Annotated in this window: 15 protein-coding genes; 5 read left to right on the top strand and 10 right to left on the bottom strand. The window is 38.4% G+C overall.

Going from position 1 to position 15,670, the window contains the following annotated elements; translation table 11 throughout:
* Positions 1-80 precede the first annotated feature (80 nt).
* The 3 genes from ABXH06_RS01435 to ABXH06_RS01425 form a co-directional block, all read right to left on the bottom strand.
* Complete coding sequence (locus tag ABXH06_RS01435; protein ID WP_311578125.1) at positions 81-1,265, bottom strand: hypothetical protein; 1,185 nt, start codon at positions 1,263-1,265, stop codon at positions 81-83.
* 222 nt (positions 1,266-1,487) lie between these two features.
* On the bottom strand, positions 1,488-1,847 hold the full coding sequence (locus ABXH06_RS01430) for a cupredoxin domain-containing protein (RefSeq protein WP_353517040.1): 360 nt from the start codon (positions 1,845-1,847) through the stop codon (positions 1,488-1,490).
* A 14-nt stretch (positions 1,848-1,861) separates the two neighbouring features.
* Positions 1,862-2,785 carry a 4Fe-4S binding protein gene (locus tag ABXH06_RS01425; protein WP_353517039.1) on the bottom strand — a complete coding sequence of 308 codons (924 nt, stop codon included), beginning with the start codon at positions 2,783-2,785 and terminating at the stop codon, positions 1,862-1,864.
* Positions 2,786-2,953: 168 nt separating this feature from the next.
* On the opposite strand from ABXH06_RS01425, the gene ABXH06_RS01420 reads away from it, so the two are divergent.
* The gene (locus ABXH06_RS01420; protein WP_311578118.1) at positions 2,954-3,631 is read left to right on the top strand and encodes an alpha/beta hydrolase; all 678 of its coding nucleotides are present in this window, start codon (positions 2,954-2,956) and stop codon (positions 3,629-3,631) included.
* Between the two features lie 45 nt (positions 3,632-3,676).
* Here the strand turns inward: ABXH06_RS01420 and ABXH06_RS01415 are convergent, their stop codons facing one another.
* The 6 genes from ABXH06_RS01415 to ABXH06_RS01390 all read right to left on the bottom strand — a co-directional run bounded on the left by ABXH06_RS01415 (position 3,677) and on the right by ABXH06_RS01390 (position 8,779).
* Positions 3,677-4,309 carry a DsbA family oxidoreductase gene (locus tag ABXH06_RS01415; RefSeq protein WP_353517038.1) on the bottom strand — a complete coding sequence of 211 codons (633 nt, stop codon included), beginning with the start codon at positions 4,307-4,309 and terminating at the stop codon, positions 3,677-3,679.
* A gap of 98 nt (positions 4,310-4,407) precedes the next feature.
* The gene (locus ABXH06_RS01410) at positions 4,408-5,709 is read right to left on the bottom strand and encodes an ATP-binding protein (RefSeq protein ID WP_311578114.1); all 1,302 of its coding nucleotides are present in this window, start codon (positions 5,707-5,709) and stop codon (positions 4,408-4,410) included.
* Between the two features lie 3 nt (positions 5,710-5,712).
* Complete coding sequence (locus ABXH06_RS01405; protein WP_311578112.1) at positions 5,713-6,414, bottom strand: response regulator; 702 nt, start codon at positions 6,412-6,414, stop codon at positions 5,713-5,715.
* 24 nt (positions 6,415-6,438) lie between these two features.
* Entirely contained in the window at positions 6,439-6,894 is a 456-nt protein-coding gene (locus ABXH06_RS01400; protein WP_311578110.1) for a DUF3019 domain-containing protein, read from the bottom strand.
* On the bottom strand, positions 6,884-7,735 hold the full coding sequence (locus ABXH06_RS01395; RefSeq protein ID WP_311578107.1) for a MipA/OmpV family protein: 852 nt from the start codon (positions 7,733-7,735) through the stop codon (positions 6,884-6,886). Before ABXH06_RS01395 ends, ABXH06_RS01400 begins: the two co-directional genes overlap by 11 nt.
* 210 nt (positions 7,736-7,945) lie before the next feature.
* Positions 7,946-8,779 carry a LysR family transcriptional regulator gene (locus tag ABXH06_RS01390; RefSeq protein ID WP_311578105.1) on the bottom strand — a complete coding sequence of 278 codons (834 nt, stop codon included), beginning with the start codon at positions 8,777-8,779 and terminating at the stop codon, positions 7,946-7,948.
* Between the two features lie 142 nt (positions 8,780-8,921).
* Here ABXH06_RS01390 and ABXH06_RS01385 point away from each other — a divergent pair, with 142 nt between their 5' ends.
* The 4 genes from ABXH06_RS01385 (at position 8,922) to argR (ending at position 14,207) form a co-directional block, all read left to right on the top strand.
* Positions 8,922-10,103: an acyl-CoA dehydrogenase gene (locus ABXH06_RS01385; RefSeq protein ID WP_353517037.1), complete on the top strand. Its 1,182-nt coding sequence runs from the start codon at positions 8,922-8,924 to the stop codon at positions 10,101-10,103.
* 87 nt (positions 10,104-10,190) lie between these two features.
* Entirely contained in the window at positions 10,191-12,485 is a 2,295-nt protein-coding gene (locus ABXH06_RS01380; RefSeq protein ID WP_353517036.1) for a dehydrogenase E1 component subunit alpha/beta, read from the top strand.
* Positions 12,486-12,495: 10 nt separating this feature from the next.
* Positions 12,496-13,539, top strand: coding sequence for an ACP S-malonyltransferase (locus tag ABXH06_RS01375; RefSeq protein WP_353517035.1), 1,044 nt, complete (start codon positions 12,496-12,498; stop codon positions 13,537-13,539).
* Between the two features lie 197 nt (positions 13,540-13,736).
* Positions 13,737-14,207 carry a transcriptional regulator ArgR gene (argR, locus tag ABXH06_RS01370; RefSeq protein WP_311578094.1) on the top strand — a complete coding sequence of 157 codons (471 nt, stop codon included), beginning with the start codon at positions 13,737-13,739 and terminating at the stop codon, positions 14,205-14,207.
* Between the two features lie 109 nt (positions 14,208-14,316).
* Here the strand turns inward: argR and ABXH06_RS01365 are convergent, their stop codons facing one another.
* On the bottom strand, positions 14,317-15,402 hold the full coding sequence (locus ABXH06_RS01365; RefSeq protein ID WP_353517034.1) for an aldose epimerase family protein: 1,086 nt from the start codon (positions 15,400-15,402) through the stop codon (positions 14,317-14,319).
* Positions 15,403-15,670: the final 268 nt, after the last annotated feature.

Below are 15,670 nucleotides of genomic sequence, written 5' to 3'. Positions count from 1 at the left end.
ATCATTGATATGAATTTTGCTCAGATCGCTATCAAGTTGCTAAATTTTGTTGGGCATATTGGTATTGAATTAAAGAGGCTTTAACCAAAAATTGCTCGCATCAATGAGATCGCTTGCTCAACCGTTTTACCTTCTTTCACTTGATGAATTAACGTGTCACGTTTGTTGAGTAAATATGCCGGTAATTCTTCATCTTCTAAGGCGCGATCAATTAACGCTTCTGCTGATTCTTTGCTTCTTTTTCTTACCATGGGGGCTGATTTGGTCGTTTTCTTAAGAGGCTTATCACGAAGTTTGATGTAGTTAGATTTTTCCGCACTGCCTTTTTCCGCATGCAAAAATACATCAAGTAAAATTACGCGGTTATTCCATAAAATAAGCTCTTGCTCATTCTCTGGCGATGCTTGATGCCACCAAGCACAAGTTCTTATCGTACCTATCATGTCCTGCCAATATGCAGAAAAATCGAAGTTATTAAATTTGGCTATTGAAAAACCTTGGCAGAAAGTTTCGATTTTACTGGCGGTTAAGGCAATAAATTGATCGGGTCTTCTCATTGCCAATAAACGTGTTGCTGGCGCCAGTGGTGCTTTTTTGTCATTCGCTTTATCAGATGAGTAAGAAGAAAAGATATCTTGGTAAGCACTGACAAATTTATCATACTCATTTAACGTTACCTCTCCGGTTAACGGGATATGACTTAAAGCCTGATCAAAAGCTTGTGGCTGTTCAATGAATAATTGATGAAACACTTTCGCACTTTTGGTTGAGGCAAACCACTCTACGTCAAATTGATATAAGCTAATGTCGTGTTTGTTTGTGTGTTTACCTGCAAAGGCTAGTTTGTCTTCTTCAATCATTTCACTCAAAGGCTGTGTTTTTATCTCGTTGATATATTGAAGTAATCTTAATCGCTCATCTAAGGCATGCGCTATTTTTTGTTGCTGAATAAACTGACAAAATATCGGCCATGGTGCTATGCGAGTCATTTTTATTTGCGCACGGCTAATACTTGTTTTGAGAATGTCGTGTAATTTTTTTAGGCTCGGTAATTGTGCCGGCTCAAGCAAATCCATATTGATGCTATCGCGAGATAACTTGAGTAATTGATGACACCATCCCAAGAAGTCATTCGGGTGTTCATCTACTTTAATTGCCATTAAGTTCAGGCTAAGTTCGGGGACATATTTTAATATGTTTTGGTAAATAAAGTTTTCACTTTCAGATAAAGGCATTTTTACAGGGGAAGATAACAACTTTCTCATTGAACTTTTAAAGCTCCAGCACAACATAAATAAAGGTCGCGCATCATACCCAAATTATTCAGCAATGCAATGCTTAATCATCAGGTTTTAATGTTATTGAGCTTTAAAATTATTTGGCTAAATAAATTTAGCGCGCTGTCGTTAAACATCCTATTATTGGAGCAGATATTTTCACTATGATTTACAGGTTTATTTTCATCAATGTGACACCCCTGTGTTTACTTATTGCACGGTAACTGTCCCTGTCATTTTCGGGTGTGGTCCACATTCATAAACAAATACGCCCGTGTCATTAAACGTACGTTGATAACTTTCACCAGGGAAAAAGTAATCAGGCTCTTCTGTATTAAATTGTTTAAACCAAACATTATGATATTGACGCTTTTCAATGTTTTTCCATATCACGGTATCTCCTTTTTCAACCCTAATATCGGCAGGAATAAAGGCTTTTTTATATATTTCTACGACCACTTCTTTTGCGGGTAGTTTGCTACTGAAAGTGAGTACCAGTAACAATGGAATGAAACTAGCGTATTTAACGTTCATATTTTTAACTCGCATTTGCATTGCCATGGCATACATAGTTATTCCCTCAATTATGTAATCGTTTTACTTTTAATGAGCTGCTGTGATGTTTTCACTGTTCCCGCCGCTCGATCTACTTCTTTAGCCGCTTGACCATCAACCCAGGTTAATAAACTGCCATGGGGATTATTCTTTTGTACCTGTGCGCAAGCTGCAATACATTGTGCGCATTGAGTACAAGTAAACTTTGCTCGCTTTATATTCCGAGTAGGTAGGCGCATAGGGCAAGCTTGATCACAAGGTTTATTTTCGTTTGATAAACTACATTCTCGGCAAGCTTTGGCACGTTTTCTGTCAAATTTTACTACCATTGCTTTTGGGTTCGCCATCCATATTAAACTTTGAAATAATCCTAAGGCACAGCCATATTTACAAAACAGATGACGAGCAAAAATAAAGTCGATTGAAAATATAATTGTTGCAGCCGTAATAAAAATTGTTGCGCCAAACCCTAACTGAAAAGTCACTAAATCATTGAGTAACTGCACCGGGTTTAATAAGTAACTTAAGAGCGAAATAGCCCATATAAACGCGATAAAAATGGCGGTTAAAGTAACAATTATCTTTGGTAACAATCCCGCATTTTTTTTGCTGGCTTTTTCCCATAACGTCACTCTGTTGAGTTGTTTCAACATCACATCATTTAGTAATTCAACCACGGAAAAATGTGGGCATAACCAACCACAATAGATGCGACCAAACCGCCAAATTAAGATAAATGAGAATACGACGAAAGCTATGCCAGGAAGGAGTACCCGAGAGAATATCTTTACCGCTGCATCAATACTATCGCCTCCACCAAAAAGGATAGGTTCAATACTAATTGTCCATGCTTGACCGAAAATGATGAAATGGCCCAGTTCAAGGTCAAAACGAAAAACATCGCATAACGGAGCAAAAATAAATAATAGAAAAAATGCGATTTTAGTCGTCATTCGGTAACGTTGCATGGTCATCGTGTGATCTACATAATTTAACTAACACGAGCATAACAAGCTTTCGCTATGACGATATTAATCTAGATCATAGGAAATATAGATTGTTTTGATTAGCATAAAGGGCTGTTATCATACGCGACATAATCTTCTTGTTAGTGAAAAGTAATGTCAGCACAATCTCTAGAAAAAATTATTATAGAACCTAAAAATGCGGCCACCGCTTGCGTGATATGGTTGCATGGACTTGGTGATTCGGGAGACGGTTTCGCCCCGGTTGTCCCTATGTTAGGTTTACCTGCTCATCATAGTATTCGTTTTGTCTTTCCACATGCGCCAGAGCAACCCGTCACGATTAATCAGGGTTATGTGATGCGTTCTTGGTATGACATTAAAAGTATGGATTTACATAATCGAGCCGATATGGATGGCGTATTAAAATCAGAGCAATTGGTTCATCAATTAATTGAAGAACAAGTAGCAGCGGGCATTGATGTACAGAATATCGTGTTGGCGGGCTTTAGCCAAGGCGGTGTGGTTAGCTTGTTTAGCGGTTTAAGATATCCTAAAAAACTTGCGGGCATTCTTGCTTTATCTTGTTATTTACCCAGTGCTGATACTTTACCTGAAAAGCTAAGTGCGGAAAATTCATCTACGGCGATTTTACAACACCATGGCGAACAAGATGAAGTGGTTCCACTTGCTGCGGGGAAAGTTGCCAATCAATTACTTCAGCAAGCGGGTTACCCGGTTACATGGAAAAGTTACCCTATGCCTCACAGTGTTTTACCTGAGCAACTCATTGATATCGGCAATTGGTTAAAAATTTGTTTACTTACTGATTAAGCGAAACGAGTCATTCTCTTGTAACTAAGTTAGGGTATGAAAGCCCTAACTTATATGCGCACTAATATTGGCTTGTAAAACCTTGTCACTGACATTGCCAAATAAAACTTGCCGACTATTATCAATGATAAATGTAGGGCTACCTTTTAATGATTGTTGTTTCGCGTATTGATAGTCGGTCATTAAGGCGGCGATAGCTTGGCCATTTTCCACGAATTTTTGCACAAGCGTTGTTTCTAAACCGTGCTCAGAAACTAGCTGCATTAATATGGATAACTGACTGATGTCGAGGGCGTCAATATAAAACGCTTTTCGAAATACTAACGCCATTTCGCTACTTTTATCGGCATGATATGCCAGCTCAATTGCTTTCAAAATTAAGTGGGCGGTTGTTGACGTAGTCGGTTGTACTTCCTGCCAAATTTTAGGGTTGATGATAGCATTAGGCTCACAGCTGGCTGAGTTTTTCACATGTTCAGCAAAGCCTTGATAATGGCCCCGTTCTGCCCATTGGTTTTGCATTTTTTGCTGAGTATCACCAAACACGTCGAGATATCTAAATTGGAAGCTGATTTGCTCACCAAACAGTTTTTCTAAACGTTCAATGCGTTGTTGTGATACCCACGCCCAAACACATAAAACATCTGTAAAATATTCAATTTTAATTGGTTTACTCATTTAGTTTCTCTATAGTTTGTTTTGAAAATTAAGCACTAGATTGAATCCGATTATTAAACCTTAATAGGCCAGCTAAAGATAGTAAAATTCAATGAAACTTAGGCTAGGTAACGCGGTAATGAAATTGTAAAACATGCACCTGATAAGTTTGTGGAGTTAGTCGCAGCAATTTTACCTTTATGCCAATGAACAACTTTTTGACAAATGGCTAAACCTAAACCGAAATGACCATGCTCTCTCGATCGCGCAGTATCAAGCTTAACAAAAGGATCGAAAATAATAGCTAAATCGTCTTGCGCTAAACCATCGCCATCATCTTCTACGATAAATTCGATTGTTTTCGTTTTTACTGCGACAGATAACACAACTTGGCTGCTGGCATATTGAACGGCATTGCTGATCAAATTTTGTAACGCTTGATGAAACCAATGAGAGTCTAAGGTGTAAACCATTGTTTTATCCAATAACTGACAAGTTAATTTAACATTGTATTGTTCGGCAAGCGATTGAAAATCATGACATATATTGCTTATAAATTGATTGATATCGACTTTTTCGGATCTTAAATGTATGCCTTGTCTTTCCATGCCAGCATAAGATAAAAAAGCACTAGTCATTGCTTCCATATTGGTAAGCTCTGCTTCCATTCTATTAAGGTACTCATTTTTCTTGGCAGTATTATCAGTATCAAGTGCTGCTTCAACGCCAAACCTTAAACATGACATAGGCGTACGAATATCGTGGGAAAGGCTACGCGCTAATAATTTATTATCGGCCATTAATTTTTCAATTTGGCTGGCCATTTGGTTGAAGCTTTTTTCAAGACGATTGATATAGGAAAAGCGACTATTAGGGACGCGCACGCCTAAATCACCCTTGCCAATTTTTTCCGCGGCATTGGTTAAGATAAATAAACGACGTGCTAGCGGAAATAACCATAAAATTAATATCGCACAAACACCTATATATAAAACCGCGGTTAACATTATGTTCAATTGTTGATTGTCTTCCGAAGTGCTTGGAAGTTGTAATTTGACCAACTGCTGCGGGTGTTGCGGTATTTTTCGTAATATATATGCTTGCTCATCGGTAGCAAGCAGTAAACCGCCATGTTGTGAAAGTTGCGATCGTAACGAAGCAGGTAGAGCAATATTATTTATGTCGTCTAATGTGATTGCTAGTTGGTAATGTTTCGCAAAATTTTCGGTTGTCTCGTGTATTGCTTTTTCAGGCAGGGTATTAAGCTGTGTAGTAAACCCTTCTACAAGTTGTTTATAAATATATATATCACTCTGCTCTTGAGGATTTTCTTGTTCGGCAACAAGTTGATCTAAGCCCCAACCAATAAAAAATAACGATCCTAATACTGCGATAATTATACTGAGAAATAATCGAGTCATGGGTTAATCATTCCAAGCATCGGCAACAAATAGATACCCTTTTCCCCATACAGTTTTAAACTTTTTTGGACTTTGTGGATCATCATTAAAGATTTTTCTTAAAGTAGAAAGCATGACGTCAAATCGCCTATCTAAACCATCATATTCTCGATTTTTCAACGCTTTAAATACGGTGTCTCGATCAACCACTTCACCGGCATGGTTGGCCAAAAACCAAAGGAATGCGAATAAACTGGTGGATAGTTCTATTTCCTTCCCGTTATAAATTACTCGGTTTGCTTCGCTGTTAATGCTTAATTGTCCTAGAGTAATCTCTTGGGTATTTTGCGGTGGCGCAACGTTAAATTTTAACGCACTGTTAATACGTGCTAATAGCGCTCTGGGTCTAACTGGTTTGATGACATAATCATTTGCTCCAGCTTCTAAGCCTATAACTTCATCAAATTCATCTGAACGTGCTGTTAACATAATTATCGGTAGTTGTGAGTCTTCTCTTAACAGACGACAAACTTCAATGCCGTTTAGACCCGGCAGCATAACATCTAACAACACTAAGTCGGGTGAAAACTCGCTAACTTTCTCTTGGACTAAGTCACCACGAGCAACATGTTCGACAATAAAATGTTGTTCTTGTAAATATTCTATCACCCAACCGGCTAATGTCAGGTCGTCTTCAACTAAAAGCAGTTTATGAGCGGTTGCCATGTATGATCCTCTTTACTATTTTCATTAGAATAAACGCCACCTTCTTTTTCTCGGTGTCGCTTTATGCACCCAACTAACATTGACAGCGGTTTCTGCAATAATGCTCTTAGTTTTCTCTGCGACTAATTGATATTCGCGCTTTATATCAGATTCAAACTCAAATTGAATTTGTTCGCCTTGACTGTTTTTCCAACATTGCATCAAAGTCTTTGTTGTTTTTTGATAGAGACAAAAATTTCCAATCGTTGGCGTTTGCCATTGAATAGCAACCGTTGCATAACACGTTCGTCCTTGGTGCAAAGCCACGCAATTAGCTGGTTTGGCCGACAAAAGAATATCATTTGCTGAGGTTAGTTTTGCCGATAATTGTATTTGCTTGTTTTCTTGTGCTATTACTTTTGATGCGGCTACTAAGCAAATTAATGCGCCTAGCCATGTTAATCTCAACCACGCAGTTCCATCGCCTAGTTTAAAAAACATACAGTACCCCCGCCATAATTTGGGAAGCATTTTCTGTTTCAACGATTGGACTCTCGCTTAAATCACCAAAGTAATAATTTTGGCTTAAACCAATATTAAACGTCCAAGATTTTGATAATGGATACTGAGCAAACACTTCAACTTGCGTGCGCAATGCGTGATGAGCGGTAAACTCTTCTCTCAAGGGGGACACTTCTTCACTGTCGATACCAACATAGTAATTCATGACTTTATCTGAGTAATAGGTCATGCCAGCGTTGAGGTAAATATCCCAATTGCGATAAGGAACAATATGGCTATAAAAGGCGTCCATCACCCAGCCATCAGCCGCACTTAATGGAGCTAAAGCGGCGATATCGAATGAAAAAATACTATCATCGTGAAAGCGGGTATAACGAATACCAATGCCATCAGCAGTTCCCCTTGATTTTAAACCCATTAAAATGGGGATATCTTTATCAGCAATGTCTATGACTTCTTCAGGATTAAAACCACCAATATATGATTTACTGATCACATCTAATTCCCAATCGTCTTCGACAATCAGTTGATAGCCAATTTCAGCACCTAAGTTATGGGTATCAGCACGGCGATGATCCGATTGTATAAAGAAGCCTTTATAATAGAAGTCGAATAATATTGAGATGTTAAGATAATTACCGAGGTTATCTTGATTGACCCCTTTAATAATAGAAGTAGTGTACTGTAATGAAACTCCCGCTTGTGCCTGCCAGCTAAAGGTTTTATTAAAGACGGTACTTTCTTTTAGTGGTTTTTTTTCATTAGCTAAACTATTTGTGCAGATAAACAACATCAATAGTAAAGCGAAACTAATTTTCATTACATTATGTATCCATTTGAGGTGTTATTAAACGTCACTTTTTTATAGGAAGTTATACTGTTTTACAGAACTTCCTGCGACTTATTACGTTATATTAACAAATGTAAATGTGCATTGTCTGTGTGTTCGAGAGTTGAATTGTATAAAAATTGTAAGAATGAATGCAGTTGGGGGAAGTCCTTTAACAGGAATTTTGGCATTTGACAAAATTTAGCTCTCTGAGATGAGTTTTACTTGTTGTCGTAGAGTGTTTAACAAGGGCGAGGGATGTTGGTAAGCCAGCACAATTTCACGCGTTAATTTAAGTTTATTGATTGCTTTGAACGTTAGATCCGTGTTTTCGATAATTTCAGGATGTGCGGGCACCAGCGCACAACCTAAACCTGCTCGTACTAAGCCGAGTGCATAATCTATGGTTTGAATTTTGGCTCGGATGTCTAATTGAATACCCGATAGCGTCAACGTGTCATTAAGCATTTGCCAGGCATTGCATGGAGATCGTTGAATAAAGGCCAAACCGTCTAGATCTGATAAACGTATTTCGTCTTTTAATGACAGCGGATGGTTCATCGGTAACACTAATAAATAATCTTCTTGCCAAATTAAATGATACTTTTCCTCATCTTTTAATTCTTCTTTAATGATGATGCGAGCATCTGAGTTTTCATGCTGTGGTACTAAAGTTAGCTCCATAGAGGGCTCGGCAGAAGTAAAATCATTTAATAAAGCGCTCATTCGTTTTACTCCTAACCCTTTGGTTACCCCTAAGCGAAAGCTTTGATGAATACCTTGAGATAAAAATGTTTGTTTAATGGCGTCTGCTTTACCTATAAGTTGTTTGGCAAGAGGGTAGAGTTTTTTTCCTTGATCTGTTGGCGTTACACCGCGCGCGTGGCGAGTAAACAAGGCTTGTTGTAATTCTAGTTCAAGTTGTGCAATGGCTGCTGAGATTGAAGGTTGGGCAATAAAGCAATGTTTAGCGGCGGCGCTAAAACTTTTTTGCTCATAAACCGTGATGAAATAATTAAGGTGTTTTAAATCCATTATTTGATTATTCAGGAAATGTAAAAAAAAAGCTATAGCTAAATTATATAGCTGATAAAGAAAAACTATATTTTAACTTTAGCTAATTTTTGCTTAATCTTTGTTCATAACAATTAATTTTCTAATCTAAATAGGAAGCCTAATGTCAACTTCAAAACCTCATTTCAACTGGCAAGATCCACTGTTAATTGACTCTTTACTTTCAGAAGAAGAAAGAATGATCCGCGATAGCGCTCACCAATATTGTCAAGAAAAGCTACAGCCACGTGTTTTATTAGCGAATCGAAATGAAACCTTTGATCCTGAGATTATGAAAGAATTAGGCGCGCTAGGTTTGTTAGGTTGTACCATTGAAGAAAAATACGGTTGTGCAGACGTTAATTATGTCACCTACGGTTTAATTGCGCGTGAAGTTGAACGCGTTGACAGCGGATACCGAAGTGCCATGAGTGTCCAGTCTTCTTTAGTGATGCATCCTATTCATGCCTACGGGACAGAAGAACAAAAAATGAAGTACCTACCTAAACTTGCTACTGGCGAATTAATTGGCTGCTTTGGTTTAACGGAGCCTAATTCGGGATCAGATCCGGCGAGTTTATCAACCCGAGCGGAAAAAGTTGAAGGTGGTTATCGACTTACCGGTAATAAAATGTGGATCACTAACTCACCTATTGCCGATGTCTTTATTATTTGGGCGAAACTTGACGGAGTGATCAAAGGTTTTATTTTAGAAAAGGGCATGTCAGGGTTATCAGCGCCAAAAATTGAGGGGAAATTTTCATTACGAGCATCAATTACCGGTGAAGTAGTGATGGATAATGTATTCGTACCTGAAGAAAATTTATTACCACATGTTAAAGGCTTGTCAGGTCCTTTTGGTTGTTTAAATAAAGCCCGTTACGGCATTGGTTGGGGAGCTTTAGGGGCTGCCGAGTTTTGTTGGCATGCCGCAAGACAATACACCTTAGACCGTGAGCAATTTGGTAAGCCTTTAGCCGCAACGCAACTGATTCAAAAGAAACTTGCCGATATGCAAACTGAAATCACTACTGGTTTATTAGCCTGTTTGCAGGTAGGCCGTTTAATGGATGCTGGCACATTAGCCACGGAATCGATTTCATTAATTAAACGTAATTCTTGTGGCAAAGCCCTAGAAATTGCTCGCACCGCCAGAGACATGCATGGTGGCAATGGTATTGCTGATGAATTTCATGTGATCCGTCATATGATGAATTTAGAAGCGGTTAACACTTATGAAGGTACACATGATGTTCATGCTCTTATTTTAGGGCGTGCCCAAACAGGCATTCAAGCCTTTTTTTAAAACTTAATAATTTCTAAGTTCAGCAATAACGAAATCTATAAAAATATTGTTATTGCTGATGATTTGAGTGCAAGAAGGTAACTAGCAATGTCGGATCGCAATCAGTGTTTAAAAGAAAACTTTATTCACTTCGTTAAACAATTAAATTTACCATCACTCAGCTGCCAACTGACCCCCAAAGAGGTTGGTTTGACACCGAGTGCGTTAGTGGATTTGTTTGAAACACAAGTAACCAGTCGTCATTTAGATTTACATTCAAGAGTCATGCAAAAGCAAGGGCAAAGTTTTTATACCATCGGTAGCTCTGGTCATGAAGGCAATGCTGCTATTGCTAAAGCTTTTCGTGCAAATGATATGGCATTTTTACATTATCGAAGTGGCGCGTTTACCTTGCAACGTAGTAAACAAGTGGATGGCCAAACGGCTATCTACGATATGTTACTTTCATTTGCTGCGGCAAAAGATGACCCTATTTCGGGTGGTCGGCATAAAGTGTTAGGCAGTAAAGCGTTATCGATCCCCCCTCAAACCAGCACTATCGCTTCTCACTTACCTAAAGCTATGGGAGCAGCCTTTTCGATTGGTTTGGCAAAGCGATTAGGGCATCAAGGTGAAATGCCAAATGATAGCGTAATTATTTGTAGTTTCGGTGATGCATCCTCAAATCATTCAACCGCGCAAGGAGCCATCAATAGTGCCGCTTGGGCAGCCTTTCAATCGCTTCCTATGCCGATTGTTTTTGTTTGCGAAGATAATGGCATTGGTATTTCCACTTCAACGCCCCATGGTTGGATTGAAGCTAACTATAAAAATAAAGCAGGGCTAACTTATTTAACTTGTGATGGTTTAAATCTTTTAGATACCTATCGTGTCAGCCAGCAAGCTGCAAATTTGGCTCGTGAAAAACAACAACCGGTTTTTCTTCATGTGAAATTAATTCGTTTATTAGGACATGCCGGCTCAGATGCTGAGTTTGTGTATCGTAAACAAGCAACGATTGAAGCGAATGAGCAAAATGATCCTTTGCTCCATAGCGCTAAAATTTTACTGGATAATCATATTTTAACCGTAGAAGAGATTATTGAACTCTATGAAAACATGGCTGAACGCATAGAAAAAATTGCTGAAGAAGTCGTCAAAAAGCCACGATTACAAAATGCCAATGAAGTGATGGAAAGTATTGTGCCGCCCAGCATAGAAAGCCTACCTAATTTGGTGAGCGAAACAAAACGACAAGCGCTTTTTCAACACGAAAAACATAACCTGACTAAGCCACAACATCTCGCTAAATTGATCAATTGGACGTTACTCGATTTAATGGCTCAACATGAAAATGTTGTCTTGTTAGGAGAAGATATTGCAAAGAAAGGTGGCGTTTATAATGTTACAACTAAACTCGTAGAACGTTTTGGTAAAAATCGAGTGATGAACACTTTACTTGATGAACAATCTATTTTGGGTGGCGCTATTGGACTTGCTCATAATGGTTTTGTGCCAATTCCTGAAATTCAATTTTTAGCGTATGTACATAATGCTGAAGACCAAATTCGCGGAGAAGCGGCAACCTTATCGTTTTTCTCTAAAGGACAATATACCAATCCTATGGTGATCCGTATTGCTGGGCTTGCTTATCAAAGAGGTTTCGGTGGTCATTTTCATAATGATAATTCGTTTGCCGTCTTTCGTGATATTCCTGGGCTAATTATCGCTTGTCCTTCTAACGGAGCCGATGCGGTCAAATTGTTACGAACGTCGGTGAAATTAGCAAAAGAGCAGCAACGTGTGGTGGTGTTTTTAGAGCCTATTGCTTTATACATGACGAAAGATTTACATCAAGAAGGTGATGGATTATGGACATTTGAATACCCAGCCCCTGCTCAGCAAAGTGTTGACGCGGCCACGCATGATTTAGCGACTAACATCTCGAAAGAGAATAATGCTAGTGAGGAAAATGACTTGGCTGTTGCAGTGCATGGCGATGGCACGGATTTATGTATTTTAACCTATGGAAATGGTTATTACTTATCGCGTCAAGCGGAAAAAGAGCTTGTGAAGAAGGGGATTGAATGTCGAGTCGTTGATTTACGTTGGTTAGCCCCTCTAGATGAAAGAGGCATTATTGGGCATGCGCAAGCTTGTAAAAAGGTGTTAATCGTGGATGAGTGTCGAAAAACCGGTTCAATTAGCGAAGCGATTCTGGCGTTACTCTGTGAAAAAGCAACTAATGATGCGCATGCGGTACAACGACTTTGTGCTCAAGATAGTTTTATTCCTCTTGGAAGTGCGGCTTATCATGTGCTGCCGAGTAAAGAGGATATTGTTAAAATTGCCAGTGAAATGTGTTTAACAAGCACTAAGGCCAATGCTAAAGCAAAAGCGTAGGAAAATGAAAATGACAAGTAAAAAGCAACGCGCTGTGGTGATTTGTCCTGGGCGTGGTACCTATAATAAAGAAGAGCTTGGCTATTTAAAAAATTATCATGGTGACAAACTCACTTTTATTGAGAATATTGATCAATATCGCCAGTTGAAAGGTCAGCTTGCCATTAGCGAACTCGATGCAATGGAAAACTATAGCATGCGTACGCATACCGCCGGTGAGAATGCTTCTGCTCTAATTTACGCGTGTGCATATAATGATCATCAAGCCATTAATTCTGAGCTTTATGATGTTGTTGCCGTAACGGGTAATTCAATGGGTTGGTATATTGCATTGGCGGTAGCTGGCGCATTAAATCACGATTCAGCTATCGAGTTAATTAATACCATGGGCTCAATGATGAGCAATGGCTTAATTGGCGGTCAATTGATATATCCAATTATCGATGAACATTGGCTAAAAGATAAATCACGCGAAGCACAAGTGATGCAATGTTTGGTTGAAGTGAATCAACAAGCAGGTTGTGAAGTTTATGTCTCAATTTATTTAGGCGGATATCTGGTTTTTGGCGGCAATAAACAGGGCTTAAAAGCTTTAGAAAATCGTTTGCCTATCATTGATGAGCGCTATCCAATGAACCTTTTTAATCATGCTGCATTTCACACACCTATGTTGTCGGGTGTTTCTGAACAAGCATTGAAGCAACTTCCGGTTTCCTTGTTTTCAACACCGGATATACCGTTAATTGATGGCTTAGGGAATATTTGGCAACCGTATTCTACCGATCTCAATAAATTACACCAATACACATTAACCACACAAGTAACCGAACCTTATAATTTCAGCAAAGCGATAGAAGTCGCGATTAAGGAATATGCGCCAGATAAATTAATTATATTAGGACCTGGGGCAACATTAGGGGGGGCAGTTGCACAATGTTTGATTGAGCACAACTGGTTAGGTTTATCGAGTAAAAAAGCCTTTATCGACCAGCAAAAACAAGCCCCTTATATTCTGTCTATGGGGATTGCAGAGCAGCGAAAATTAGTCATTTAAAGACAACATAGCAAGAAATTTTAAGAATAAACGTAATATTCGTATAAATATTCAGCAAAAATAAATGATTATTAGTTTGTTACTCTTAGCAATCAATGATTTAGTGTTTTAATGTATTATGTGAGTGAATAAAAAGTAGGATTAATCAGGGAAAATGGCTAATATATCTATATCAGGGATTTATATTAAAAAAGACAATGACATCTATACGTAAGAAAAATGAAGCTGAGCTTCAACTCGCTTTTAAAGCTTTATTACATGAGCAATGTTATGGATCGCAAAGTCAATTAGCACAAGCGCTAGATGACCAAGGATTTACGAATATTTCTCAAGCTAAAATTTCGCGCTTATTATCAAAACTCGGTGCGGTTAAAATGCGAAATGCTAATGATCAGGTTGTTTATATTTTACCGGATGAATTGGCAATTCCTAAATCACGCCAAGCAATTCAATCGGTAGTGGTGAGTGTTAAACATAATAATACACAAATTATTGTTAAAACAGGAATTGGTGGCGCGCCTTTAATTTCTAGAATGCTTGACAGTATGGGTGAATCCGCTGGTATTTTAGGGACGTTAGCAGGTGATGATACTATCTTTATTGCCCCCGTTGATGTGAACAATATCGCTAATATCACCGAAGATATTAAAAGATTATTAGACGTTTAATCTTTTAAAACAAGTAAGCGTTTGTGATAAATATAAAACAAAAAAGAAGTGCAGTTCACTTCTTTTTTGTTTTTTAGTCGGCGTGTTTTCTGTTTATTTCAATTTAACTCTAGGCTAAATCAAACACATAACGGGTTTGGCTATAAAATGGCTGTTCAGGCGTTAATAAACAATTTTCTATATTTACCCCTTTTTCTTTATTATTTGCTCGTTGAGGCTCTAAACAAAGTGCAGCTCTGCGTTGATATTGCACATTGTTTTTCCCGTAATGACTGCCATCAATATAATTTGCCGTATATAAAATCATACTGGGTTGATCGGTAAAAATAGTTAAACGTCTTCCTGAGTTTTCGTCAATGGCTTGCGCAGCATATTCATTCATGGCTATGGCGTTTTCATTTAACAGCCAGTAATTATCAAAACCAAGCCCGATACGAATTTGGTCATCGTCATTATTATCAATCTCTTTCGCTAAAAATTTTGCTTTAGAAAAGTCGTGGGCGGTATTGGTGACTGATTTGATTTCGCCAGTAGGATAGGCTTTTTCTGACATGGGAAGGAAGTAATCAGCGTTAATCGATACTTTATGTTGGTGAATATTCCCCGAGTCGTGACCGGCCAAATTGAAGTAACTATGCTGAGTTAAATTAATTATTGTGGTTTTGTTGGTTTCCGCAAAATATTCAACGATTAATTCGTTGTCCACCGTCAAATGATATTTAACGGTAAAGTTGACTTCTCCTGGAAACCCTTCTTCGCCATCAGGGCTAGAATAGGACAGTATAATGCTACTTTTATTTTCTTCTTGTGCCGTGCTTGCATGCCATAATTGTTTATTTAAAGCTTTTTTGCCACCATGTAATTGGCTATCTGGGGCATTGAGCGCTAGTTGATATAAATGCCCATTAAGTTTAAATTGTCCTTTATCGATTCTTCCCGCATATCGACCGATAACGGCACCTAAATAATAACTATCAGCCTCATAATCACTAACACGGTCGTAGCCTAAAACAACATCGGCTAATCGTCGCGTTTTATCTAATGTAAGAATCGAGACAATAATGCCACCAAAGTTAGTGATTTTAACTTTCATGCCTTGCGGAGTCGTTAACGTATAGAGCGATGCTGAAGTGCCATTAGAGAGTTGACCAAAACTTTCTTCGTGAATACTTACCATGGCAGGGGGGGTAGTCATTATCAACTTAACCTCATATTTATACGTTACAACTTTTCTTAACAACTAATGCACTTATCTATATTGCATCAGTATTCGCTCCTTAGGCTACAGGGGAATTCATCTTTCTTCAAAGAAAATATGATTGTGAGGAACATTTATCAAAACAGGAAGGTTCACGGTGATTTGCTGAATTATTGCGAGTGAATTTTCAACATTATTCGATGACTTTTTGTGTGTCTTAGTGAAACGGTTATGTGAGCGAGTAAACTTACAATGAATACCATTG

Origin of the sequence: Thalassotalea sp. SU-HH00458 (genome assembly GCF_040362795.1) — a bacterium.
GTDB lineage: Bacteria > Pseudomonadota > Gammaproteobacteria > Enterobacterales > Alteromonadaceae > Thalassotalea_H > Thalassotalea_H castellviae.
This window is presented reverse-complemented; position numbering and strand designations above follow the sequence as displayed.